Origin of the sequence: Pseudomonas sp., from assembly GCF_030683065.1 — a bacterium.
Lineage (GTDB): Bacteria > Pseudomonadota > Gammaproteobacteria > Pseudomonadales > Pseudomonadaceae > Aquipseudomonas.
In genome coordinates this window covers 46010-70497 of the sequence record NZ_JAUXMX010000032.1, presented here as the reverse complement: position 1 = coordinate 70497, position 24488 = coordinate 46010, and the positions used below count along the sequence as shown (strand labels likewise).

Here is a 24488-nt window from a genome sequence, read left to right as displayed (position 1 = left end):
CGGTGCGCACGGCGCACCCTACGGTTCGAACCCTTCGCGCCCCTCACCCCGCCAGCAGCGGCCGATCCGGCTCATCCAGGTGCTGCAACAGCTCGGCCCGCGCGGCGTCGCGCAGCTTGATCGCATCCAGCCAACCAGGGCCCTGGGCCAGCAACTGGGCGCAAATGTGCAGGTGGATTGCGCCACGACGGGGGAACCACTGGTCGCCGCGCAGCACCCTGCGCGAGCCGCCGATGGCCACCGGCACCAGCGGCACATCGGCGCGCGCGGCCAGGACGAAGGCACCCATGCGAAATGGCAGCAGGCCCGGTTCGCGGGTCAGCGCGCCTTCGGGGAAGAACACCAGCGACTGCCCGGCCTGCAACGCCTGCGCCAGGCGTTCGGCGTCGTCGGCACTGCGTTGCAGGTCGAAGCGCTCGACGAAGCAGGTGCCGAGTTTGCGCAGAAAGGGCCCGGCAATACGCTGCCCGGCCAGCTCACGTTTGGCGACAAAACTGAACGCAGGCGGCAGCGCCGCGCAGAGCAACACGCCATCCAGGTAGCTGGCATGGTTGGCGACCAGTACGCGCACCGTCTGCTGACGCAGCCTTTCCAGGCCTTCGACCTGCAACGGGATGCCCGCCAGACGCAGGAACAGGCGCGCCGCGGCCTTGGTAAAACGGCGCCGCCAGGTTTGCTGCGGCAGCACGACCACGAGCGTCCAGGTCAGGCTGCCCAGTACCCCGAGCAAGGCCCAGAAATACCCGGCATAGCACAGCGCAAGAATGCTTCGCCAGCCGCGACCGAGTTGCGCGCGCGCCGCCGATTGCAACAGGCGCAGCAGTTGCCGCCACACCGGACGCCCTGGCCGGCCCACCTCGCCGCGCTCGTACAGCTCACGGCTGGCGGCGCGGCGAATCTTGCCGCTTGAGGTTTTCAGCACGCTGTGCGGCGGCGCCAGGACGATATCGTCCGGCGGCACCCCGGTAAGTTCGGTGGCGACCCGGCGGATTTGCTGCTGCAGGCGTTGCCGCACGCGCGCGTCCTTCTCATTGGTTTCCGCCAGCACCACCAGGCGCTCGCTGGCGCCGGCCAGGTCAGCACAGCCGAACACCGCGACGCAGCCTTTGCGCAGGCCCGGCACGTTGCCGACCGCAGCCTCCAAATCATAGGGATAGATATTGCGCCCGCCGCGGATGATCAGGTCCTTGGCCCGCCCGCTGAGGTAGACCTCGCCTGCCACCATGTAGGCCAGATCGAGCGAGTCGAGCCATTCGCCATGGCGTACCCGCCGGCTCTCCTGCGGGTTATGGAAATAGCCGCTGCTGGTCGACGGCCCCTTGAATTGCAGATGACCCTCGGTACGCTCGGGCAGTTCGATGTCGTGGTCATCGACGATCCGCACCTGATGCCCTGGCAGCGGCCGACCGCAGCTGACGAAGCGCAGCGCATCGACACTTCCCGGCTCGGCGCGCAAGGCTTCGCCCCGGGCCTGGAACGGTTCGCGCTTAACCCAATCAATCAGCGGCCCACGGCCCACTGGCGGGAAGGCCACACCCAGGGTCGCTTCGGCCAGGCCATAAACCGGAGCCAGCGCACCCGGCTGCAGCCCATAACTGCCGAAGCGCTCGGCGAAGCCTTGCAGGGTGTCCGGGCTGACTGGCTCGGCACCGTTGCAGGCCAGGCGCCAGCGGCTCAGGTCGAGGCCCTGGATCTCGCTGTCAGCGAGCTTGCTCAGGCACAGCTCGTAGGCAAAATTTGGTGCCGCCGACAGCGTGGCCCGATAGCGGTGGATGGCCTCCAGCCAGCGCACGGGCCGGGAGAGAAAGGCCAGCGGCGACATCAGCACCAGAACGAAGCCGTAATACAGACTGCCGAGCCAGGCGCCGATCAGGCCCATGTCGTGGTACATCGGCAGCCAGCTGACGAACACATCATCGGCGCTGACGTGCAGCGCCGAGGCCATCGCGCGCATGTTGGCCAGCAGGTTGGCGTGGCTGATCATCACCCCCTTGGGTTGGCCGGTACTGCCCGAGGTGTACTGCAGAAACGCCAGATCCCCAGCCTGCCGGGTGACTGCCAGGAAGGTGCCGGGGACAGCGGATAACTCGGCCACGCTGGCGATCTCGCGCAGGCTTGGTACTTGCGACTTGAGCAGCCTGGAGAGCAATTTAGCTTCGCTTACGGTAATCAGTACCGTCGCCTGTGCGTTCTCCAGAATGCCGGCTTGGCGGCGCAAGTGCTCCTCGATCTGCGCCAGGCGCACGGGTGGATAAATCGGTACCGGCACACCGCCCGCGAGGAGGATGCCGAAGAACCCGAAGAGGAAATCGCGGCCGGTCGGCAGCATCAGCGCTACCCGCTGCCCAACGCGCAGGCCGCGCTGCTGCAACCCGCAAGCAACTGCCCGGGCGCCCTGCTGCAGGGTCAGATAGCTGATGTCTTGCGGCTCATCGCCATCGCCCAGCAGGCGCACATGAATGCGCTGCGGGTGGCGCTGCACATGCCAGTCGAGCGCCTCGATCAGGGTCTGCGCAGCGTCTGGCGTGAGCCGCTCCTGCGGGCCGACAGGCACGTGCTCGACGCTGCCGCGCGAAGCCGGGCGGTCGGCAGGAGCGCATGCCAGCAGCGCTTCAAGCAAATCGCCTGGGGTCTGCGCCGCAGCGAACAGCGCTTGCGGCAAACGCACCGCAAATTCGCGCTCGACCCGTGACCACAGCTCGACCCGGCCCAGACTGTCCAGCCCCAGATCGCTGTCGAGCCTGCTGTGCAGGCTGACGGGGGAATCCTGCAGCGCATCAGGGCGCAGCTCGGCAACCGTCTGTCGCACGATGCGCAGCAGCCGTTGCGCCGCCGCTGGATCGGGATGGGCGCTTGTGGCGTGAGGCAAACGACTCATCGGCAACCCCTCAAGAATGTCCTGAGAGCCTGTGAAAAAACTCTCACCTACTGCGCCCATGCTGTTCACTTGACTCATGTGAGCAGCATTTTTTGTAGCCCGAATGCAATCTGGGGAAATCCAGCGCCTGAAAAACTGCTCCCGGATTGCATCCGGGCTACGAGAGCTGTGCAGGGTGGGTCGGGGCGCGTAGCCTTTTTCATCCACCATCGCTGTTGGTGGATGGATAGAGCGTCGTCCACCCTACGATGCTGCAGACCTTGCGTATGAACATAGGATCTACGCGTTGGCACCTGGAGCCATCCCCAAGAACAATAGGCCTTGGCCGGCGTTAGCGATAATAACCTCTGGCCCATAACAGACCCGCGGTTATAGCGCGGTCGTCTCTCGCAGAGCGGGCTGCTAGGATCTACCCACAATTGTCCAGCACCAACCCGGAGTGTTTGCCATGCCCCCCAGCCTTGCCCCTGGAGTCACGCGTCGCGAAGCCTGGGCCTGGGCGATGTATGACTTCGCCAACTCCGGCTACACCACAGTGGTGATCACCGCGGTGTTCAGTGCCTACTTCGTCGCCGTGGTGGCCGAAGGCGCGACCTGGGGCACCCTGGCCTGGACCAGCGCCATCGGCCTGTCCTATGCCCTGATCATCCTAAGCGCGCCGCTGCTTGGCGCCTACGCCGACGCTTATGCCTGCAAGAAGCGTCTGTTGCTGCTGTGCACCCTCGGCTGTGTAGTCTTTACCGCAGGCCTGGCGCTGGCCGGACCGGGCGCGCTGGTGATCGCCATCGTCTTCATCGTGCTGTCCAACTTCTGCTTCGGCAGCGGCGAGAACCTGATCGCTGCCTTCCTCCCGGAAATCGCCCGCGAGGATGCCATCGGCCGGGTCTCCGGCTGGGGCTGGGGCTTCGGTTATCTCGGCGGTCTGCTCAGCCTCGGCGCCAGCCTGGCCTATGTCAGCTGGGCGCAGGCCCAAGGCCACACGGCGGCGCAGTTTGTGCCGGTGTGCATGCTCCTCACCGCCATCCTGTTCGCCCTGGCCAGCCTGCCGACATTCTTGTTCCTGCGCGAGCGCAGCCAGGCGCAGCTGCAACCGGCCGCCCGCCACAGCGCGCGGGTAGCATTCGCCCGCTTTGCCCGTACGGTCCGCGAGGCCCGGCGCTATCGCGACCTGCTGCGCTTTCTCGCCTGCACCCTGTGCTACCAGGCCGGGATCGCCGCAGTAGTCACTCTGGCCGCCATCTATGCCACCCAGGCCATGGGCTTCACCACCCAGGACACCCTCAAGCTGATCCTGCTGGTGAATATCACCGCCTCGATCGGCGCCGTATTGTTCGGCTATGTGCAGGACCGCCTCGGCCACCTCACCACCCTAACCCTGACTCTGTTCGGCTGGTTGCTGATGATCGGTCTGGCCTGGGCCGCCGAGGGGCCGCCGCTGTTCTGGCTGGCGGCGAATATCGCCGGCTTGTGCATGGGCGCCAGCCAGTCGGCCGGACGCGCCATCGTCGGCCTGCTCGCGCCAGCGTCGCGGCGGGCGGAGTTCTACGGCCTGTGGGGCCAGGCAGTGAAGCTGTCGTCGATCATCGGGCCGATGACCTACGGCCTGACCAGCTGGCTGACCGATGGCGACCACCGCCTGGCGATGCTGATCACAGGAAGCTACTTCGTCCTCGGCCTGCTGATCCTCGCCAGCGTCGACCTCAAACGCGGCCGCCGCGCGGCGCTGGCCGACTGGTAAGGCGCAAAGGTTGCGGCAATATCGATTTGCAGGTGTGACTCGCCGCAGGCTGCCGGCGAAAAGCCGATCCGGCAGGCTGTTGCTGCGCGCCGAACGAAACGCCGTCCGGCCCACCCTACGCTTACCCCAATTACTGACACACCATCTGGCCAGCGCCTACTGACGACTGGCATCGAGCATCCATGGCTCGTGGCGGCGGCCGAACGCGACCTGAACCCGCACTCGCGGCCGCTCCTCACGGTAGGCGCCACCCTGCTGCCAGTCGACGAACACCTCGCGCAGGGCATGTGGCACCGTGATCTGCGCATGCTCGGGAGAGATGGTCGCGGTAAACCCGCCCGGCCCAGGCTTGCCACTGCCGGCATGAGGCTTCAGACGTCCGCCCAGCAACAGGTAACGCTGACGGTTCGGATAGGCCTGGCGCAGCGCCCGCGCGTCGAGCCCGGCATCAACCAAGAACAGACGACTGTCACGCTGCTGTTCCTGGACCAGTTGCTGCTGACGACTGTCGCGCTGGCGCTGCAGCTCCTGATCATCCGGGCGGCTCTGCACGCGCGCCTCGGCCTCGGCCAGCGCCTGATCCGCGTTCTGCACGTGGCGTTGGTACGCCGGGCCGTCGAGCTCCAGCACCAACACGACCGGACGGGCCAATTGCCGGTTAAGGCGCCGCGGCCAATCGTCCTCACTGAAGTCGGGCACTCGGAAACCCAGGGCCCGCAGTTTGTCTGCACTCAACCAGTCGACCTGGCCGTGGCGCCACAGCAGCTGCACACGCACAGCGCTGTTGTCCTCGCGCTGGAACCAGTCGCCGTAGGGCAGCTGCAGTTCACGCTCACTCAGGGTCAGGCTGCTCTCCGGCGCGCCGCTGCGGTTGTAATAAACCCCAGCCAGGGCCATGGCGTTGCTCAGCAGGATCAGACCAAGGCCCAGCCACAGGCGCCGGCGCGTGTTCCAGAGGTTCATTGCGCACCCTCCTGGGCGCTTCTGCGCCAGCGTTGCAGCAGGGCCAGGAGCAACAGCGAGAGCAGGCCCAGCAGCAGGAAGAACAAATACTTGGGCAGCAGCTGCCACCACCAGTCGAACAGCTTGGCGTAGAGGAAGATCACCGCGAACAGCAGGCCGATATTGACCAGCTCCGTCCAGCCGCGGCGAATGCCCTGCCAGATCACCAGCCCGGCGAGGGGGAAGCTGAGCAGTTGGTACAGCGCCTCGATCGCCGCGCTCGACCAGGGCAGGTAGCTGCCGGCGCCCCAGTAGGACAACAGCAGCAGCGGAATGAACAGGAACAGCAGCGCCATGCTGCGATAGAGGCTGGCGAAGCCGCTGTAGCGGGACTGCTCGAACAGCTGCGGTACGGCCAATAGCAGCAGCGCCACCGGCAGGAAGTTCTCCGGCCGCTGGCCCACCGAAAACCAGTAGAAGCCGCCCCAGGCATTGCAGCGAATGGCCACGAACAACCCCAGACAGAGGATCCCGGTGGCCAGCAGCAGGCGCTGCCGGCACTGGTAGGCGAGCAGCAAGGCCAGCGCGCCCCAGGGCAGCAGGGCCTGGTCCGAGGGGGTTATATTGAAAATCTGGCCGAGCATGCTCAGATTGAGCACGAAGCAGACAAAACTCAGCAACGCCGCCAGCTTGGCGTAGTAACCGGAACGGTCGCGGGTCTGAATCCAGAAGGTCAGCAGCAGACTGCCGAGCGCACTGCCAAGCAGGATCGCCACCTGCGCCGCTTCGTTGAACAGCCCCCAGAACTGATAGAACAGAAAGAACACCCCAGCCGCCAGGGCCAGGGAACCAAACAGCGAGGCGACACGCATGCCCAGCGACAACTGCCGCGCGTGCTGGTCGGCATCGATATCCAGGGTCGTGGTGAAATGGCTGAGCAGCTGCTGGTGATAGATGCTGATCGCCACCTGCTGCTCCGGCGCCAGGCTGACCACCCGCTCGGCCTGCAACTGCGCCAGCTCCTGCTGAAAGGCGTGAATCTGCTCGGCGCGCTGCTGCGCCTGTTCACGGGTGGGGGCGGACATGGGCACTCCTTGGCATGGTGACTGCCGACAGCCTAGTGCGCCGCCAGCAAATTCACCATGCATTTGCCGCAGGGACCGTCAAAGGCTCGCAAGCAAGTCCGCCCTCGCCAGAACACCAGCGCATCGTAGGAGGGGCCTTGGCCGCGAACCGTGGCCAAGGGGCAATATCCATTCGCGGACAGGTCCCCGCCTACCAGTCAGTGCACCGCAAAACCGTAGAAGCGGGCCATGCCCGCGAACAACTATTGCACCTGCAACGCCGCCAGCGCCTCACGCAGGCGCCCCGGAATCGGCAGCGGCCGGTTGCTCGCCCGATCGACGAACACATGGACGAAACGCCCGGCCGCGCAGGCCTCATCCTCGCCCTGCTTGAACACCGCCAGCTCGTACTGCACCGAGCTGTTGCCCAGCTTGGCCACCCGCAGACCGATCTCGATGCGCTCGGGGAAGGCGATGGAGGCGAAGTAGTCGCAACTGGAACTGACAACGAAACCGACCACCTCGCCATTGTGAATATCCAGGCCGCCGACCTCGATCAAATAGCTGTTCACCGCGCTGTCGAAGTAACTGTAGTAGGTGACGTTATTCACATGGCCATAGACATCGTTGTCGTGCCAGCGCGTGGTGATCGGCTGGAAGTGTGGGTAGTCGCTGCGCAAGTGCTGGGGTGGATTCATTGAGTGTCCTTGGTAGGCAATGGTGCGCGCAGCCTAGGTGGCCCCGCACGCCTCGGGTAGGGTGCGCCGCGCGCACCAACGGGACTCGTCCGCGCGGGTTTTGAAGTGAATTGATCGGACGATCCTTGGGCCGGCAATGGCGCTCGCCTCAATAGGCCGATTGGTAGATGGCCAGGGCGTGCGCCTCGGTCATCTCGCGCGGGTTATTCACCAGCAGGCGTTGTTGCAGCATGGCCTCGCACGCCAGTTGCGCGAGCATATCCTGCGCCACCCCGGCATCACGCAAACGCGTGGGCAGGCCGCTGCGCTCGCTGAAGTCGGCCAGTTCAAGTATGAACTGCTCGGTCTGCCGCATGGCGCTGCCGGGCCGCAACTTGGCGCCCAGTACCAGCGGCGCCAGTTCGGCATACAGCGGCGCGGCCACTGCCGCATTGAAGCCCAGCACATGCGGCAGCACCAGGGCATTGCTCAGGCCGTGGGGGATGTGGAAATGCCCTCCGAGCGGATAGGCCAGCGCATGCACAGCCGCCACCGGCGCATTGGCGAACGCCTGACCAGCCAGACAGGCGCCGAGCAGCATGGCCTGGCGCGCTTGGCGGTTGCCGCCGTTGTGCACCGCCTCGTCCAGATTGGTGGCCAGCAAGCGCAGCGCCTCGCGGGCCAGCAAATCGGACAGCGGGTTCTTTTTCTGCACGCTGGTGTAGGCCTCGATGGCATGCACCATGGCGTCGATGCCGGTGGCGGCGGTCACCGCCGGCGGCAGGCCGAGGGTCAGGTCGGCGTCCAGCAGCGCCAGGTCCGGCAGCAACAACGGCGAAACCACACCCAGCTTGGTCGTCGCGCCGGTGGTGACGATCGCCACCGGGGTCACTTCCGAACCTGTACCGGCGGTGGTCGGCACCTGGATCAACGGCAGACGCCAGCCCTTGGCATTACCGACGCCGTAAATGTCGACCAGTTGCTGAGTGCAGTCGGGATGCGCAAGCAACGCGACCAGCTTGGCCACGTCCATCGAACTGCCGCCGCCGAAGCCGATGATCAGCTCGGCCTTGAGCGCTCTGGCCTGCTCCACCGCGCTCTGCACGATGGCTTCCGGCGGGTCGGCCAGCACCTGATCGAACACCTGCGCGGTCACCCCCGCCAGCAGAAAACCAGGCAACACCTCGGCCAGCAGACCAAGCCTGGTGATCCCGGGATCGGTGACGATCAATACCGTTCTGGCGCCACGCTCGACGCACAGCGCGGCCAACCGGTGGGCGGCACCGGCTTCGCAGATAATCTGTGCGGTGGTGGCGAAGCTGAATGGCTGCATGGTGTGATCCTCTGGTTGCCCTTTAATCCTTCGCGGTCGAGGCCGCCACCACAAGGGAGCCGGCGATACTCGTCACCACCCTCTCACATCCAGGGAGATGAGCGGGGAGCGATTGAGCAAGCCACCCCGATACGCGGGTAAAACCTGCGCGGCTGAAGCCAGGCGCACATCTGCGGCAGCGGGTCACCTCGACATGAATGCCTGCATCGACGGCTCCCTGGCGCGGCGAACGGCCGGTCAACACAATTGCCCCTGCAAGTGCTCCGTGGCCATTCAGGCATGGTTCAACATTAGGCGAAGAAGGGTTGCCACCCGCCACAAGCAGGGCACTACTGTTTTGCAAATCTAGTCGTGTGAGAAGTCGTATTCGGCAGGTGAATATCTCAACCCTCGGCCTGAACCTACTGCGTACGTTCAACGCCCTGACAGGGGAACGCATCGCCTCGCGCGACGCCGACCGCATGGCGCGGTGAGTAACCTGCCGGGCCGACTAGGCGAGCTGCCACTGCTGCGCGTCGGCCGCAGGTAGAACAACACCTGATGGCCGGCCTTCGGGCAGCGGGTAGCGGGTAGCGGGTAGCGGGTAGCGGGTTAATCTCGCGGCAATTGATTGCGTCGAGCATGGCAGCTGAGCAGACGACTTACACGGCAAGCCCGCACCTGCCAGCCAGCGACACGCCGAACGATACGCGCTGCTATTGCAGGCTTTGAGCGGAGCAAGCATGCTGGGGCTCGAGATGATTCCAGAGCGGTCCTTCGCTGATCAGCATGCCGTGCATAACCAGGCAGGTTCTGCCCCCGAGCTGCAATTTGAGCGGATTGCGCTGAGCAATAACCCAGTTCTCGCTCAGCAGTTGGTCGATGTGCGCGCGTAGCGCAGGGAGGTAGCGTTGTTCTTTCATGGCAGAGTCCCTTCTTACCTGCGGATGATGCTGTTGACCCCGCCCAAGGAGCCGTCGCACTCACCAAAAAATATCCGGCGAAGCATAGTGGCCTTATGCACATCAGAAAAGCTCTAATTGCCCTGCCGTTGTAGTTGATAATCCTCAATTACCTATGGCGTTTGGCTTACACAAGGCTATGCCAACACCAGAAATTGCCGGCCGCCTCCGGCAAGCAGTACGCAGGATGAGCCAGGCGCAGTCCGTAGGATGGGTCGGGCCGCGTAGGTTAGGCGCCCGCAAACTGACCTGCCATCAGCAGTACAAACGCGCCGTAACCCATCATCGATAGTCGCCATGACACCACCTGATGGGTATCGCTGCGCTCAACGCCATCCTACGGGGCGCGGTGGGACTGAGTCTCATACTACCGAGCCAGCCTCCTCGGGGTGGTGCGGCGAGCTGAACTCCAGGTAACCGTCCTCCAGCTTGCCATAGCGCAACTGCGCCAGGTCGAGCAGGTAATTCTGGTAGAGCTTCCAAGGCACGCGATCGCCTTGCTTGGGGATTCTGTCGGCGGCGCGCTGGATGTAACCAGAGGTCAAGTCGAGAAACGGCGCCTCCCCGACCTGCCGCGCCGGGTCGCGAGGCGTGCACTGGCGCATGCCGATGGCATCCATGTGGGTGATCAGGCGGCAGAAGTATTCGCTGGACAGGTCCGCCTTGAGCGTCCAGCTGGCGTTGGTGTATCCCAGCACTACCGCGGCATTGGGCAGGTCACGCAGCATAATGCCGCGATAGCCCATGCTCTTGGACGCATCGAATGGCTGGCCGTCTACCGCCACCTCGATGCCGCCGAACATCAGCAAGTCCAGACCGGTGGCGCTGACGATCACGTCGGCCGGCAGCACCTGCCCGGTTTTCAGGCGGATGCCGGTTTCGGTCAAGCTGTCGATCTGCTCGGTCACCAGCGACGCCTTGCCCGCACGCAGCACCTTGAACAGATCGCCGTCCGGCACCACGCATACGCGCTGATCCCACGGCTGGTAGCGCGGGCTGAAATGGCGCATATCGAAACGCGCGCCCAACTGTCGCCGGGCCTGGCCCAGCAGCAACTTGCGCACCAGCGCAGGCAAGCCTTTGGCCAGTGTGTAAAAACTCAGCTGCATGAGCACATTGCGTGTGCGCACCAGGCGGTACACCACGACCGGCGGCAGCCAGCGGCGCAGCAGGTTGGCCAGCACATCGCGCTGCGCCAGGCTAACCACATAACTCGGCGAGCGCTGCAGCATGGTCACATGACGGGCCTTGTCAGTCAGCGCCGGCACCAGGGTCACGGCGGTGGCGCCGCTGCCGATCACCACCACGGTCTTGCCGCTGTAGTCAAAATCCTGCGGCCACTGCTGCGGATGGATAAAGGTGCCGCGGAACAGTTCGCGGCCCTTGTAAACCGGGGTATATCCCGCGTCGTAGCGGTAATAGCCGGTGCACATCAGCAACTGGTTGCAGCTCAGCAGACTCGGTTCGGCCGCCTCGCCGCACTGCACCTGCAGCGTCCAGCGCGCCGCCTCACTGCACCAGTCAGCCTTGAGCACCCGGTGCTGGTAGCGGATCTTTGCATCGATGCCGTTCTCCCGCGCGGTCTCCTCGATATAGCGGCGGATCGACGGGCCATCGGCAATCGCCTGCGGTTCGGTCCAGGGCTTGAAGTTGTAGCCCAGGGTGTACATGTCCGAGTCGGAGCGGATGCCCGGATAGCGAAACAGATCCCAGGTGCCACCGAGGGCATGCCGACCCTCGAGGATCGCGAAGCGCTTGCTCGGGCACTGCTGCATCAGGTGATAGGCCGCGCCTATACCCGACAGGCCAGCACCGATGATCAGTACGTCCAGGTGTTCCACATCCATAGGCTGCCTCGCAGTCGTGTTGCCTCGCCCGGCGAGGGTCGCAGCAGGCAAGCGATGTTTTCTCAGCCGCTCAGCCAGGCGGGTTCGCCAGATAACAGGGTAGACGCTGGCAGTGCCCTCCTGCCGAAGAGCCGCATGCCCCGGCAGAGCAGCAGCTACGGCCATTCACCAGCCAGCCACAGCGCCCGGCGCGAAGATCGTAACTCGCCAAATACGGGATGCCTACAAAGGGAGCAGACCACGATTCATTTCGGTCCACAGCCAGAGGCTCACGGGAGTGTTGTTACGCCGCCGAGCAACAGCAGCGCCGTGTTTGCAAAAAAAGGGGGGATTGGTTACGAGCTGGTTTGACGGAGTGCGCGCCTGCACAACCTTAAAGGGGTTGCCATGCATGCATGGCAACCCCTTATGAAATCATTCAGAACTCAGCGAATGTCAGCGGCTTAACTCCGGCTGAGGGCTTCTTCTTTGGCTAGGAACTCTTCCAGCAGCAGGGCCTCGGTGACTTGCTCGGGGTCTTCGCTCAGACGTGGGTCGTCGATGTGCCCGGTGGAGACGGCCCGGACCTCCAGCTTGCCGACCATGTGGTCGAGGGCATTGCGCATTTTTTCAGTGGCGCCATCCACGGCCTGTACAAGTGAGGATGCTTTGTAGGTGACAGAAATAGCTTGATGGCCCTTGGGCCGTGCTTCGATCTGGCAGCGCTTGTCGTCGGCACCGGCCTTGTTGCCGTTTTCGTCGCTGACATGCACTTCAACACGAGTGAGAAAATCTTCAAAACGGTCAAGTCGCTCGGCCACTGTTGCGCTTACCCACTCCTGAAGCCGGACACTTCCTTCGATATGGTTGCTTCTCACATGAATTTGCATGGTATTCCTCGCTTCTGACGGGTCTGTACCTTCGAGGGCTGACATGACGTCGAGGTTCCGGACTTTGTCGTTGCGGCGCTGACAAAGACCACATTCTGCGACGCTGCAACTGCGTATGCTCAGCCCTGTATTAACCTGAGTCTACAGGGGGTGCTCTGGATTCGCTCCTTCACATTGCCACAGGACATTTATGACAATGCCCGGCGTGGAAGGCAACCCCTATCGCCTGTATGAGGAGGTAAATGATGCTGGGAGCAGAGCGCCGCCACGCATGCGGCACAGTCGATGTTGCTTGCTCGACCCGCTACAACCCAAAGGCATGGATATGACCCTCGAAACCTGGGAGCTGCTGTCTTACATCGTCACCGTGGTGGCCTTGCCCTTCGCAATTGGGGTATTCCTTGTCGAACAGCGCAAGGCGCGCGCGAATGAGCAGGAAGCCACCTGGCAACAGATCTCCGATGCCTATATCGACTTCCTTGAAGTGGTGCTGGCCAACCCGGATCTGAAGCTGCGCAGTCAACATGCGACGGCTGACTTGACCGACGAACAACGCGAACGAATGCTGCTGATCTTCGACATGCTCATCTCGCTGTTCGAGCGTGCCTATCTGCTGATTTATGCGCCCGACATGGACGAGAAGAAGCAGCGTCGCTGGCACTCCTGGGAGGACTACATGCGCGAGTGGAGCCGGCGCGAGGATTTTCGCGAACGGCTGCCACAACTACTGCGCGGGGAAGACCCGGACTTCGCCATCTACCTGCAACGGCTGGCGAATGAAGAAGCAAGCGCGCCCGAGGTTCTGGCCACTGCGTAGGAGCGATTGAGCGCAACGCTACCCGCCGGCAATCAAGTGGCCGGGTAAACCTTGTTGGCTATCGCTGCGCTCAACGCCAACCTACATACGCGCCTGGCTTGGCGGCATTGCTTTACGCAATTGTTTGTCAGGCGAAGACAAAGTATTTGCGCACCGTCTCAACCACTTCCCAGGTGCCGCACATGCCCGGCTCAACGATGAAAATATCGCCGGCCTTGAGGTGGATCGGCGCCTGACCATCCGGCGTGATGATGCAGTAGCCTTCTTGGAAGTGGCAGTACTCCCACTTCTCGTAGGCGACCCGCCATTTGCCAGGGGTGCAGATCCAGGTGCCCATGATCTTGCTGCCGTCTTCCGAGGTGTAGGCGTTGAGGTTGACGGTATGCGGGTCGCCGGCCAGTTTTTCCCACTTGCAGGCATCGAGCAGCGGCATAGGGGTGGTGTCGCGAAGAACGGTAATCGGGTTAGGCATGTCTGCTCCAAGTTGTTCGGCTGAAATAACACCTGCCTAACCTAGAGCGTCTGGCGCCTGCGTGGATGCCTGAAGTCGACCCATAAATGCCTGGAAACGCGCTGTTTGAGCGTGACGACCCCTCATCGCGGCGCCCCATCGCATGCCACACGCCAGCGCTGGCGGGGTTTATGCCCGTTCATTCCTGAGGCATTTGGTTTTATCGCCACATGTACTAAACGTCTCGCAAGAAACCGGACTATCTTATGATTCAGATCAGCAACAAGGAGGGCTAAAGCGAATGACGACACGCAGTATCACTTGTCCCCTAGTCAGCACCCGCGTGGTTCTGCACGCTGGCCACAGCGTCAATGTGCAGAATGCACGTGTAACCATGGAGTCGAAATATCCGGCCGTGGGTGCAGGTCAACAACACATGATGGCAACCCATCTGCGCGCTTAGCGCGTAATGCCGCAGTTCGCGTAGGGGTTAAATCGCACAAGGCGAAACAGGAGTACGGCAACACCCGGCCATAGGCCAGGATAGATAGCCATAGCGCTAACGAATATCCGTTCAACTGCAGAGCATGGCGACCCAACGCAACATCCTGGAACTCGTCCAGGCGGCCAACAACACAGATCCAGCGCCCCGCAAGGGGCGTGCATCAGAAAAATCCGGGACGGCCACTGACCCTTACCAGCGCCGCCTCGATTCTGATTCTCTCCTTCCCCTTGACGCACTTCATCCTGATCCAGCATCAGGATGAAGTGCGTTGTGCACGGCCATGATTTTGCTCGGGGATACCGTCCAACGCGGCGCCGTACCCAAATAGACCGTGCCCTGCGCAGCAACCGTGTTCCGCCTGCGGTGCGCACGGCGCACCCTACCGAACCGCAAAGGCCAGCATCAGAGTGGCGATTCAGGGTCTGCGGCGTGGCATCGACAGCATGGCTCAGCACCCTACTCACGCGGGCGGTGTTCTAGGCAGCAACCGCGTGTTGCCTGCGGTGCGCACGACGCACCCTACCGAACGGTACAAGCCCGCATAAGAGTGGCGATTAAGGGGCTGCGGCGAGGCATCGACAGCATGGCCCAGCACCCTACTCACGTAGGGTGCGCCGTGCGCACCAACTGCTGCCGCATCTGGTGGCGTCAGTGCGTGGCCAGTTGCTGCTCGGCCCAGGTACGCACCTCGGCATAGGGATAATCCGCCAAGACTGAGAAGCCGCCGAGCTGGCGTGCCTTGAGCTTGGTGAACAACGGCACGCTAATGCCGCAGAGGAAGCGGGTCAGGCATTCGCCGCTTGGGGTGTGGCCTTTCAGCTCGGCGTGGCGCTGGATAAAGCTGCTGCATAGCTGTTGCAGGTCATGCTCGGCCAATGCGGGCAGTGGCGGCGGCTCCGGTAGGTGGGCGACCTGCCCACGACACACCGAACAATGCCCGCACTGCTGCGGCGCATTGGCGTCACCGAAGTAGACAGCCAGGCGCTGGCTCAGGCATTGCTCGCTGGCAAACAGCGCGAGCATGGCGTGAATGCGGCGAATCTCACTGGCCTCTTGCTGGCTGAAATAGTCATGCAGTTCGGCGCTTAAGGCCGCAGGCTCGAAGTCTGGGTCGAGCAGTGCATAGACCTCGGTCATCTGTTTGCTTTCCAGCTCGATCCAGCCCTTTTCCTGGAAGTAGTCCAGCGCCTTGATCACCCTTCCGCGCTCGGCCTGGTGCTGCTGGTAGAGCGCATCGAAGTCCAGGGTGCACCAGGTGCGGGCGCGTTGTGAGCTGTTGAGGATGGCTTCGACGAACTGGCGCCGCTCGCCGTCAAACTTGGCCAGCAGGGCCTCGGGTTCGAGCAGGTACTTGAAGCGGTATTCGGCGAAGTAGGCGTAGCGTGGGGCGATGATGCCGCGCAGTTCCAGCTGTACCAGCAGGGTTTTCAGCGGCAGTTGGCGGATATTGCTCTGTTCGGACAGGGCATTGAGCATCAACTCCCATTGCCCGCCCTGGCTGTTCGCCAGCAGCTCATCGAGCACGCAGCGGATGCCTAGCTGCTCGGGCGTGTCGCCATAAACGAAGTTTTCCAGCACGTTGAGGCTGTCGCGGTTGGCCAGCACCAGACAATCAGACGGCTGGCCGTCGCGCCCGGCACGGCCGATCTCCTGGCTGTAGTTCTCGATCGACTTGGGCAGGTCGAAGTGCACCACGTTGCGAATATCGCTCTTGTCGATGCCCATGCCGAAGGCGATGGTGGCGACGATGCAGTTGATCTGCCCCGCCATGAAGCGGCGCTGGATCGACTCGCGGGCCTCATGGGCCATGCCGGCATGGTAGGCGCTGGCAGCGATACCGCACTGGCTCAGGCGTTCGGCAACCTGCTCGGCAGTTTTCTGCTGGGTCACGTAGACGATGCTCGGCTGCCCGGCCTTGGCACCCAGCCACTCTACCAACCGGCGCTGTTTGTCGGCGCCGCTGACCGGCTCGACCAGCAGGTTGAGGTTAGGCCGGTAGAAGCCGGTGGTAACCACGTCCGCCGGGGCGATGGCGAACTTGGCCTGCATGTCGGCGATCACCGGCGGTGTGGCGGTGGCGGTGAGCAGCAGCACTTGGGGAATGCCGAACTGACGCTGGTAGTCGGGCAGCTTGAGGTAGTCGGGACGGAAGTTGTGGCCCCACTCGGAGATGCAGTGGGCTTCGTCGATCACCAGCAGGGAAATCGGCACCTGGCTGATGAAGTTGCGGAAGCGTTCGTTTTTCAGGCGCTCGACCGAGATCATCAGAATCTTCAGCTCACCGGATTTGGCCTTGGCCATTACCGCACTGGCATCTTCGCGGCTCTGCGCCGAGTCGATGCTGGCGGCGCTGATACCTCGGGCATGCAAAAATGCCAGCTGATCCTGCATCAGCGCCAACAATGGCGAGACCACCACGGTCAGGTGCGGCAGGTGCAGCGCCGACAGCTGGTAGCACAGCGACTTGCCCGAACCGGTGGGGAAAATCGCCGCCGCCGAGCGCCCGGCCAGCACGGCACTGATCGCCGCCTCTTGGCCGGGGCGCAGCTGCTTGAAGCCGAAAACACGTTCGAGTGTGGTGTACATGAGCTGTCACTCCATTGACCGCTGAATGGCCTGTGACCATAGCGCGGTGAGGGTGTCTTGGGTAGGGTGCGCCGAACGCACCGCCGCCCGGGCACAGGAGAACTGGTGTGCTGCTCGCGTACGCCCTGCGCGGCTGCAAGGATCGCCAGCAAGCTGGCTCCTACAAGGATCCGCGCGCCTGCGCAATAACGACAAAGCCGCCCGAAGGCGGCTTTGTCCAAGGACTCGGCTACAGCTTAGAGCTGCGGGCCGGCCTGTTTGATGGCGTCGCTTACATCGAACTTCTGGAAGTTTTCGACGAACAGCTTGGCCAGGCCTTTGGCGGCTTCGTCGTAGGCGTTCTGATCAGCCCAGGTGTTGCGCGGGTTGAGCAGGTTGGTATCGACGCCCGGTACCGAAGTCGGCACGCTCAGGTTGATGATTGGCAACAATTCGGTCTCGGTGCCAATCAGCGCGCCACTCTGGATCGCCGCGATCACGCCGCGAGTGGTTGGGATGTTGAAGCGCTTGCCGACACCGTAGCCACCGCCGGTCCAGCCGGTGTTGACCAGGTAGACCTTGGAGCCGAAGCCTTGGATGCGCTTGATCAGCAGCTCAGCGTACACACCAGCCGGACGCGGGAAGAACGGCGCGCCGAAGCACGTGGAGAACGTCGACTTGATGCCGCTGCCGCTGCCCATTTCGGTGGAGCCTACCAGCGCGGTGTAACCGGACAGGAAGTGGTAAGCCGCCTGCTCTTCGTTGAGGATCGACACGGGTGGCAGTACGCCGGTCAGGTCGCAGGTCAGGAAGATCACCGCATTGGGCTCGCCACCCAGGTTCTTCTCGGAGCGCTTCTCAACGAACTCCAGCGGGTAGGCGGCGCGGCTGTTTTGAGTCAGGCTGTCGTCGGTGTAATCCGGCACGCGCTCCTCGTTGAGAACGACGTTTTCCAGCACGGTGCCAAACTGGATGGCTTTCCAGATCACCGGCTCATTCTTCTCGGACAGGTCGATGCACTTGGCATAGCAACCGCCTTCGATATTGAACACCACGCCTTCGCCCCAACCGTGCTCGTCGTCGCCGATCAGGTAGCGCGACTCGTCGGCTGACAGGGTGGTCTTGCCGGTGCCGGACAGGCCGAAGAACAGGGTCACATCGCCCTCTTCGCCGATATTGGCGGCGCAATGCATTGGCAATACGTCTTTTTCCGGGAGCAGGAAGTTCTGCACCGAGAACATGGCTTTCTTCATCTCACCGGCGTAACGCATGCCGGCCAGCAGGACCTTCTTGGCGGCGAAGTTGATGATCACACAGCCGTCGGAGTTGGTGCCGTCACGCTCAGGCACGCACTCGAAGTTGGCCACATTGAGCACCTTCCACTCGTCCTTGCCGGCCGGGTTGTAGGTTTCTGGATTAATGAACAGCTGACGACCAAACAGGTTCTGCCAGGCCGTGGCCGTGGTCATCTTCACTGCCAGGTAATGTTCCTCAGCGGAACCTACGTGGACATGGGAAACGAAGAAATCCTGGTTCCGATTGAATTCCTCAACACGGTCCCACAGGGCATCGAATTTGTCTGCCGGGAACGGACGGTTGATCGGGCCCCAGGCGATCTGCGCCTCAGTGCTTGGCTCTTGGACGATAAACCGATCAGCTGGTGAACGACCGGTGCGGTGCCCGGTACGTACAACCAGGGCGCCACTGGCGGCCAGTTCGCCCTCACCGCGGCGGATGGCTTCTTCGACCAGTTGTGCTGCGCTGATATCGGTGTACACGGCGTTGTTAGCTTGCGTCATGTGGGTCCCCGTCGGCCAAAGGGCCGAGTCTTCCAAACGTTTTGTAGTAAAAGCAAAAACACTACTACAGCGAGAAAAAAGTCGCCGGAGTATGCCAGAAAGGCTATGCCTTGGCAGCATCCGATCCGCTAAGCGGATCGATAGACGAACACTATCAGGCCTAGTGGCGGGTATCCGCAGGCTCTTCGCTACCGCCCCCGGCGAACAACTGAGCGATGTCAGCAGCGTCGAATGCATAGCGCTGATTGCAGAACTGGCAGTCGATCACCACTTCGCCGGCATTCTCGCTAAGCAGGAGTTCGGCATCGGTCTCACCCAAACTTACCAGCGCGCTGGCCGATCGCTCGCGCGAGCAGCTGCAGCGAAATTGCAGCGTGCGCGGCTCAAACAGGCGCAGCGGTTCTTCGTGGTAGAGACGATGCAGCAGGGTTTCATTGTCCAAGCCGAGCAACTCTTCGTTGCTCAAGGTGCCGGCCAGGGTCGCCACATGCTGCCAACTGGCCTCGCGCTCGTCTGGATCGGTCAGCCGGTCGGCGGGCAGCTGCTGGAGCAGCAGGCCGCGGGCGCGCTGACCGTCTGCGCACAGCCAGAAGCGGGTCGCCAATTGTTCGGACATGGCGAAATAGTTGGACAGGCAATCGCTCAATGTAACGCCATCCAGGTCGACGATGCCTTGATAACGCTGACCCTGAGTCGGATCAATAGTCATCGCCAGCACGCCATCGGGCATCAGCTCGGCCAGGCCGGCATCAGCACCAATTTGCTCGGCATGGTAGCGCGCGATACCGCGCAGCTCACCGGCGCTGGAGCATTCGACCATCAACAACGGCAGCGCACCGGATGAGCGCGCCTGCAGAATCAGCAGGCCGTCGAACTTCAGGGTGCCAACCAGCAGGGATGCAGCGGCCAGCAGCTCGCCAAGCAATTGCTCGACCGGCTGCGGGTAGTCGTGTTTAGCCAGCACGTGCTGGTAACTGTCGCCCAGGACGACCAACTCGCCGCGAATGTCGGTGTCGTCGAACAGAAAACGTTGGGTGAAATCGGGCATAGCGGGCTCGCCTGCAAGGGGAACTGCGAAAGGCTGGCGATTTTATGCACAAATGCCGGCCTAACCAAGGGCTGTGCGTCGAATGGCCACTGCGCGCGGCCAGATTGATGAGCCGGCCTTGAGCAATTTGCCCGTCAAGCCACACGCAAACCCCAGTCAACTTCTCTAAAAATGCGCACCGCCCGGGAAGGTACATGATTAGTTCGACCAGGGAGCGGCGCCATGCCCAGTACGTTCCTCCACAGCCAATGGCGCCTGCGCCCTTTGCTGATCTGCCACGCTGCTGCCTTGATGAAAAAATGCAGGGTCGAGGGGCGCGCCAATGGCCAGCGGATCACGGCACCTTCCCCGTCACTCGGCGCAGGCAGCGCCAGCCGCTCGCGGCACGCCGCGGCGATATGAATATCGAGCGCCATGACGATCACGTGCACGCGTATGCCCGCACATGAGCGCATTTCACCGCGGTTCATCTCACCCGGGCTGCCGGGTCGTCACCTTCGCCGGTGCATACTGGGGGCCCAAGATCCCGCACAAGGAGATGCCGCCATGTTCCAGAGCGCCCGCACACTACTTTGTGCCAGCCTGCTGACACCTCTACTGGCCACTGCGACTCCGGCCACCACCGACAACGTGCAAGCCGCCATCGACTGGGCCAGGCAGCAACCGCATCTGCACACCGGCAAACCCACCAGCAAAGCCCAACCACTGATCATCGCCCACCGCGGCGCCAGCGGTTATGTGCCCGAGCACACCCTCAGCGCCTATGCCCTGGCCATTCTGCAAGGCGCCGACTACATCGAGATGGATCTGGTAATGACGAAAGACGGGCAACTGGTGGCCCGCCACGACAACGAACTGAGCCTGACCACCGACGTCGCCCAGCACCCCGAGTTCAGCGACCGTCAGCGCACCCAAATGGTCGACGGGGCGAGCATGCACGGCTGGTTCAGCGAAGATTTCAGCCTGACCGAACTGAAGACCCTGCGCGCCATCGAGCGCATCCCGCAGATCCGCCCCGACAACACGCGGCTGGACGGCCATTTCGAGGTGCCAACCCTGCAGGAGATCATCGACCTGGTTAAAAACCTGCAACTCAGCCAGCAGCGGGTGATCGGCCTGTACCCGGAAACCAAACACCCGAGCCACTTCCAGCAGTTGGGCCTGGCCATGGAAGCGCCGCTGGTGGAGGTACTCAAGCGCAACGGCTACGACAGCGCCGAGGCGCCGGTGTTTATCCAGTCGTTCGAGGTGGACAACCTCAAGACCCTCAGCCGCCTGACACCGCTGCCCCTGGTGCAGCTGCTGTGGTTCGAAGGCCAGCCCTACGACCAGCAGTTGCAGGGCAACACGCTGAGCTATACGCAGATGATCACACCGGCCGGTCTAGAGGCCATCGCCCGCTATGCCGCCGCTATTGGCCCGGAAAAAAACATGGTCATCGCGCGTGATGCCGATGGCAGCCTTGATCCGGCCAATACCACCCAGCTCGTCAGCCGCGCACATGCCGCCGGGCTCAAGGTGCACCCTTACACCTTCCGCGCGGAAAACAGCTTTCTACCCGTCGATCTGCGCAGCAACGACGATCCGCAGGCCAAGGGCGATCTGGCGGCGGAAATTCGCGTCTTTCTCGATGCGGGTATCGACGGCCTGTTTATCGACCAGCCGGATAGTGCCGTGCGCTTGCGCGAGGAACCCTAGGTGACTGCCCGAGAATAGCGATTGACTGCACATTGCAGGCTGGCGCTGAGAGCATGCCGACTGCGGCAGCGCCGGCCGGATCAGAGTTTCTCGCAACCCACGCCAAGGGTTATGCTCAGGTTCGATATGGCCAACGAGACGCCGCGTGACCACCGACCCTGCTCCGAACAAACTCCAGCGCCTCTGGCTCAGTGAAGCGATTCGCCTGCGCGAAGAGCATGCCGGCCCACTGGACGACCGTGAAGCCAATCGTCGCGCCCAAGCCGGCGGCGGCAGTCTGGCCGAACGCATTCAGGCCCGCGCCCTGCTGCTCGCCGAGCGCGATGGACAGATGCAGGCGCTGCGCCACTGGCTGCAGGGCGCACGCCTGGCCCTGGCGGCGCTATTGCTGCTGGCCCTGCTCAGCGGCATCGGCCTGGCAGTGGCAGCGCTCGGCGACGGCCAGCGCCCGGTCAATGTGTTCTGGGCGCTGGGCAGCCTGCTCGGCCTCAACCTGCTGCTATTACTCGGCTGGGTCTTGGGCCTGCTGCTGGCGCGCGACAGCAGCGGCGCCCTCGGTCGGCTGTGGTTGTGGCTCAGTGAGAAGCTCGCCCGCGATGCCCAGGCCGCACAATTGGCGCCGGCCTTGCTGGTCATGCTGCGCCGCCAACGCCTGAATCGCTGGGGGCTGGGCGTGCTGGTTCATGGCCTGTGGCTGCTGGCCCTGCTGACGGCACTGTTGAGCCTGCTGATACTACTTGCCACCCGCCGCTACGGCTTCGTCTGGGAAAGCACCATCCTCGGCGGCGAAACCTTCATTGCCATGACCCAGGCCCTCGGCGCACTACCGGCACTGCTCGGCTTCAGCCTGCCGGATGCCGAACTGATCCGCGCCAGCGGCGACAATCCCCTGGCCAGTGAAGCCGCGCGCCTGAGCTGGGCTGGCTGGCTGGTCGGCGTGCTGCTGGTCTACGGCCTCCTGCCACGCCTGCTACTAGGCTTGTTTTGCCTGTGGCGCTGGCGCCGCGGTTGCGCCGCCCTGCAACTGGACGTCGGCCTGCCCGGCTACAGCCTGCTGCGCGAGCGCCTGCAACCGAGCAGCGAACGCCTCGGGGTATGCGATGCGGCGCCCGCACAATTGCCGCGGCCAAGCGCCGGCAGCAACTCACAAGACACCCAGGGCGCCGTACTGGTGGCCATCGAACTGGATGAGCGCCGGCCTTGGCCACCGGCACTGGCCCAGGGCATCAGCGATGCAGGGGTGATCGACAGCCGCGAACAGCGCCAGCGTCTGCTCGAACAACTCACCCGCTTCCCGCCGGCACGCCTGGCGATCGCCTGTGATCCGCGCCGCTCGCCGGATCGCGGCAGTCTGGCGCTGCTTGGCGAGCTGGCCCGCACGGCCGCCGCCACGCGCATCTGGCTGCTGCCGGCGCAACCCGGCGAAGCCTTGGACAGCGCACGCCTCGGCGACTGGCACCAGGCACTGGATCAGTTGCAACTGGCGCACAGTGACAGCGCCCCGTTGCACTGGCTGGAGACTGGACATGATTGACATCGACCCATGCGTAGCCCGGATGCAATCCGCGAGCTTTATCCGGCCCGGCAACCCTCCCCGGATTGCATCCGGGCTACCAGAACGACACAGACCTTGCACATGCACACGGGCACTAGGATGAGCAATCCGCTGAAACTCGCCGTGGTCGGCCACACCAATGTCGGCAAGACCTCGCTGCTGCGCACCCTGACCCGCGACGTCGGTTTCGGCGAAGTCTCGCATCGTCCCAGCACCACCCGCCATGTCGAGGGCGCGCGGCTGTCGGTGGACGGCCAGGCGCTGCTGGAGCTGTATGACACCCCCGGCCTGGAAGACGCCATCGCCCTGCTCGACTACCTGGAGCGCCTCGACCACCCCGGTGAACGCCTGGATGGCCCGGCGCGCCTGGCGCGCTTTCTCGATGGCAGCGAGGCGCGCCAGCGTTTCGAGCAGGAAGCCAAAGTGTTGCGCCAATTGCTCGCCTCGGACGCCGGCCTCTACGTGATCGACGCCCGCGAGCCAGTGCTGGCCAAGTACCGCGATGAACTGGCGATCCTCACCATGTGCGGCCGGCCCTTGCTGCCGGTGCTGAACTTCGTCGCCGGTCGCCAGCACCGCGAAGACGACTGGTACCAGGCCCTGGCCCGGCTCGGCCTGCATGCGCGGGTCGCCTTCGACAGCGTGGCGCCGCCGCTGGATGGCGAACGCCGCCTCTACGAGAGCCTGGCCCTGCTGCAGGAAAAAGCTCGGCCGCAGCTGCAACAGCTGATCGACGACCATCAAGTGCAGCGCCAGGCCCGCCGTCACAGCGGCACCCGGCTGATCGCCGAACTGCTGCTCGACTGCGCCGCCTGCCGACGCAGCGTGGCGGCCCAGCCAACCCTGGAGCAAGGCGCGATCCGCGAACTGCGTGAAACCATCCGCCAGCGCGAACAGCGTTGCGTCGAGGCCTTGCTGCGGCTTTACGCCTTCCGCCAGGACGACGCCAAAGCCGAAGCCGTGCCCCTGCTCGATGGCCGCTGGGGCGACGATTTGTTCAACCCGGAAACCCTCAGGCAGCTCGGGGTCAAGGTCGGTGGCGGCATGGCCGCTGGCGCGGCCACCGGGGTCGGCATCGACCTGTTGGTGGGCGGCGTCACCCTCGGCGCTGCGGCCGCCCTCGGCGCCCTGATCGGCGGCGGCGCACAGACCCTGCGCGGCTACGGTGCTCGCCTGAAAGGCAAACTCAAGGGCCAGCGCGAACTGACCGTGGACGACGCCGTACTGCGCCTGCTCGCCCTGCGCCAGCAACTGTTGCTGCAAGCTCTGGAAGCCCGCGGCCACGCGGCCATGGGCACCCTCGAACTGGCCGCACCGCAGGAGGCGCTATGGCGCGAGGGCAAACTGCCCGATGCCCTGCACAAGGCCCGCGCCCATCCCGAATGGTCATCGCTCAATCCTGGCGCGCGCCTGCAACAGCTGGAACGCCAGGAGCAGGTCGAGGCACTGAGCGCCACGCTGCTTGCCGCCGCCTAGCCGGATCGCGGCCAAGGGCGTTTAACCGCCGCCATGGACGTTGATCACCGGTCTGCCTAAGTACCGCGCATAGGCGAACGCCTGCGGCGCAAAGGGCTGCGAGCGCTGACTTCGGCATGGATCAATACCCTGGCAAGCGCTTGGCCCGCAGACCAAGCCGATAAGGCGACAGCCGTTGGGCACCGCTTGAGACAATCTGCGACGGACATGACCTGCGTCTATGTTTGTCATCTGCGGCAGAGTGAAAATCCTGAAGATTGATGCCGCGCGCAACGCAATTCGCCA

The 24488-nt window shown here is 63.7% G+C and carries 18 protein-coding genes; 6 read left to right on the top strand and 12 right to left on the bottom strand.

Annotated features, from left to right (window positions below; translation table 11 throughout):
- Positions 1-43: 43 nt before the first annotated feature.
- Complete coding sequence (locus Q8K09_RS09945) at positions 44-2878, bottom strand: AMP-binding protein (protein ID WP_305254807.1); 2835 nt, start codon at positions 2876-2878, stop codon at positions 44-46.
- Between the two features lie 448 nt (positions 2879-3326).
- On the opposite strand from Q8K09_RS09945, the gene Q8K09_RS09940 reads away from it, so the two are divergent.
- A complete protein-coding gene (locus tag Q8K09_RS09940) occupies positions 3327-4616 on the top strand; it encodes an MFS transporter (RefSeq protein WP_305254806.1) in 1290 nt (429 codons plus the stop codon).
- A 156-nt stretch (positions 4617-4772) separates the two neighbouring features.
- On the opposite strand, the gene Q8K09_RS09935 is transcribed toward Q8K09_RS09940, so the two are convergent.
- The 4 genes from Q8K09_RS09935 to Q8K09_RS09920 all read right to left on the bottom strand — a co-directional run bounded on the left by Q8K09_RS09935 (position 4773) and on the right by Q8K09_RS09920 (position 8632).
- Positions 4773-5579 carry a DUF4824 family protein gene (locus Q8K09_RS09935; RefSeq protein WP_305254805.1) on the bottom strand — a complete coding sequence of 269 codons (807 nt, stop codon included), beginning with the start codon at positions 5577-5579 and terminating at the stop codon, positions 4773-4775.
- Positions 5576-6643: a DUF2157 domain-containing protein gene (locus tag Q8K09_RS09930; RefSeq protein WP_305254804.1), complete on the bottom strand. Its 1068-nt coding sequence runs from the start codon at positions 6641-6643 to the stop codon at positions 5576-5578. The genes Q8K09_RS09935 and Q8K09_RS09930 overlap by 4 nt, the downstream gene beginning before the upstream one ends.
- 242 nt (positions 6644-6885) lie before the next feature.
- Positions 6886-7320: a thioesterase family protein gene (locus Q8K09_RS09925; RefSeq protein ID WP_305254803.1), complete on the bottom strand. Its 435-nt coding sequence runs from the start codon at positions 7318-7320 to the stop codon at positions 6886-6888.
- A 148-nt stretch (positions 7321-7468) separates the two neighbouring features.
- Positions 7469-8632, bottom strand: coding sequence for an iron-containing alcohol dehydrogenase (locus tag Q8K09_RS09920; protein ID WP_305254802.1), 1164 nt, complete (start codon positions 8630-8632; stop codon positions 7469-7471).
- Between the two features lie 722 nt (positions 8633-9354).
- Between Q8K09_RS09920 and Q8K09_RS09915 the strand changes: the two genes are divergently transcribed.
- Positions 9355-9507 carry a hypothetical protein gene (locus Q8K09_RS09915; protein ID WP_305254801.1) on the top strand — a complete coding sequence of 51 codons (153 nt, stop codon included), beginning with the start codon at positions 9355-9357 and terminating at the stop codon, positions 9505-9507.
- A gap of 428 nt (positions 9508-9935) precedes the next feature.
- Here Q8K09_RS09915 and Q8K09_RS09910 read toward each other — a convergent pair whose 3' ends face one another.
- Entirely contained in the window at positions 9936-11420 is a 1485-nt protein-coding gene (locus Q8K09_RS09910; protein WP_305254800.1) for an NAD(P)/FAD-dependent oxidoreductase, read from the bottom strand.
- A gap of 443 nt (positions 11421-11863) precedes the next feature.
- Positions 11864-12289 carry an HPF/RaiA family ribosome-associated protein gene (locus tag Q8K09_RS09905; RefSeq protein WP_305254842.1) on the bottom strand — a complete coding sequence of 142 codons (426 nt, stop codon included), beginning with the start codon at positions 12287-12289 and terminating at the stop codon, positions 11864-11866.
- Positions 12290-12614: 325 nt separating this feature from the next.
- Here Q8K09_RS09905 and Q8K09_RS09900 point away from each other — a divergent pair, with 325 nt between their 5' ends.
- Positions 12615-13106, top strand: coding sequence for a hypothetical protein (locus tag Q8K09_RS09900; RefSeq protein WP_305254799.1), 492 nt, complete (start codon positions 12615-12617; stop codon positions 13104-13106).
- Between the two features lie 127 nt (positions 13107-13233).
- On the opposite strand, the gene Q8K09_RS09895 is transcribed toward Q8K09_RS09900, so the two are convergent.
- The 5 genes from Q8K09_RS09895 to Q8K09_RS09875 form a co-directional block, all read right to left on the bottom strand.
- On the bottom strand, positions 13234-13578 hold the full coding sequence (locus tag Q8K09_RS09895; protein ID WP_305254798.1) for a cupin domain-containing protein: 345 nt from the start codon (positions 13576-13578) through the stop codon (positions 13234-13236).
- Between the two features lie 1132 nt (positions 13579-14710).
- Entirely contained in the window at positions 14711-16648 is a 1938-nt protein-coding gene (locus Q8K09_RS09890; protein WP_305254797.1) for an ATP-dependent DNA helicase RecQ, read from the bottom strand.
- 236 nt (positions 16649-16884) lie between these two features.
- Positions 16885-18426 carry a phosphoenolpyruvate carboxykinase gene (locus Q8K09_RS09885; RefSeq protein WP_305254796.1) on the bottom strand — a complete coding sequence of 514 codons (1542 nt, stop codon included), beginning with the start codon at positions 18424-18426 and terminating at the stop codon, positions 16885-16887.
- Between the two features lie 160 nt (positions 18427-18586).
- A complete protein-coding gene (gene hslO, locus Q8K09_RS09880) occupies positions 18587-19474 on the bottom strand; it encodes an Hsp33 family molecular chaperone HslO (protein ID WP_305254795.1) in 888 nt (295 codons plus the stop codon).
- A gap of 134 nt (positions 19475-19608) precedes the next feature.
- Positions 19609-19890 (bottom strand): hypothetical protein, encoded by a 282-nt coding sequence (locus Q8K09_RS09875; protein WP_305254794.1) that lies wholly within the window; start codon positions 19888-19890, stop codon positions 19609-19611.
- A gap of 130 nt (positions 19891-20020) precedes the next feature.
- On the opposite strand from Q8K09_RS09875, the gene Q8K09_RS09870 reads away from it, so the two are divergent.
- From Q8K09_RS09870 to Q8K09_RS09860, 3 genes are all read left to right on the top strand, one after another.
- Positions 20021-21172, top strand: a complete 1152-nt coding sequence (locus Q8K09_RS09870; protein WP_305254793.1) for a glycerophosphodiester phosphodiesterase — start codon at positions 20021-20023, stop codon at positions 21170-21172.
- 145 nt (positions 21173-21317) lie between these two features.
- Positions 21318-22706 carry a DUF2868 domain-containing protein gene (locus tag Q8K09_RS09865; RefSeq protein WP_305254792.1) on the top strand — a complete coding sequence of 463 codons (1389 nt, stop codon included), beginning with the start codon at positions 21318-21320 and terminating at the stop codon, positions 22704-22706.
- A gap of 120 nt (positions 22707-22826) precedes the next feature.
- Complete coding sequence (locus tag Q8K09_RS09860) at positions 22827-24203, top strand: GTPase/DUF3482 domain-containing protein (RefSeq protein ID WP_305254791.1); 1377 nt, start codon at positions 22827-22829, stop codon at positions 24201-24203.
- Positions 24204-24488: the final 285 nt, after the last annotated feature.

Excerpts from the sequence above, each read along its gene's own strand:
- Q8K09_RS09945 (WP_305254807.1), bottom strand. The coding sequence starts at position 2,878 with ATGAGTCGTTTGCCTCACGCCACAAGCGCCCATCCCGATCCAGCGGCG.
- Q8K09_RS09940 (WP_305254806.1), top strand. The coding sequence starts at position 3,327 with ATGCCCCCCAGCCTTGCCCCTGGAGTCACGCGTCGCGAAGCCTGGGCC.
- Q8K09_RS09935 (WP_305254805.1), bottom strand. The coding sequence starts at position 5,579 with ATGAACCTCTGGAACACGCGCCGGCGCCTGTGGCTGGGCCTTGGTCTG.
- Q8K09_RS09930 (WP_305254804.1), bottom strand. The coding sequence starts at position 6,643 with ATGTCCGCCCCCACCCGTGAACAGGCGCAGCAGCGCGCCGAGCAGATT.
- Q8K09_RS09925 (WP_305254803.1), bottom strand. The coding sequence starts at position 7,320 with ATGAATCCACCCCAGCACTTGCGCAGCGACTACCCACACTTCCAGCCG.
- Q8K09_RS09920 (WP_305254802.1), bottom strand. The coding sequence starts at position 8,632 with ATGCAGCCATTCAGCTTCGCCACCACCGCACAGATTATCTGCGAAGCC.
- Q8K09_RS09915 (WP_305254801.1), top strand. The coding sequence starts at position 9,355 with ATGCTGGGGCTCGAGATGATTCCAGAGCGGTCCTTCGCTGATCAGCAT.
- Q8K09_RS09910 (WP_305254800.1), bottom strand. The coding sequence starts at position 11,420 with ATGGATGTGGAACACCTGGACGTACTGATCATCGGTGCTGGCCTGTCG.
- Q8K09_RS09905 (WP_305254842.1), bottom strand. The coding sequence starts at position 12,289 with ATGCAAATTCATGTGAGAAGCAACCATATCGAAGGAAGTGTCCGGCTT.
- Q8K09_RS09900 (WP_305254799.1), top strand. The coding sequence starts at position 12,615 with ATGACCCTCGAAACCTGGGAGCTGCTGTCTTACATCGTCACCGTGGTG.
- Q8K09_RS09895 (WP_305254798.1), bottom strand. The coding sequence starts at position 13,578 with ATGCCTAACCCGATTACCGTTCTTCGCGACACCACCCCTATGCCGCTG.
- Q8K09_RS09890 (WP_305254797.1), bottom strand. The coding sequence starts at position 16,648 with ATGTACACCACACTCGAACGTGTTTTCGGCTTCAAGCAGCTGCGCCCC.
- Q8K09_RS09885 (WP_305254796.1), bottom strand. The coding sequence starts at position 18,426 with ATGACGCAAGCTAACAACGCCGTGTACACCGATATCAGCGCAGCACAA.
- hslO (WP_305254795.1), bottom strand. The coding sequence starts at position 19,474 with ATGCCCGATTTCACCCAACGTTTTCTGTTCGACGACACCGACATTCGC.
- Q8K09_RS09875 (WP_305254794.1), bottom strand. The coding sequence starts at position 19,890 with ATGGCGCTCGATATTCATATCGCCGCGGCGTGCCGCGAGCGGCTGGCG.
- Q8K09_RS09870 (WP_305254793.1), top strand. The coding sequence starts at position 20,021 with ATGTTCCAGAGCGCCCGCACACTACTTTGTGCCAGCCTGCTGACACCT.
- Q8K09_RS09860 (WP_305254791.1), top strand. The coding sequence starts at position 22,827 with ATGAGCAATCCGCTGAAACTCGCCGTGGTCGGCCACACCAATGTCGGC.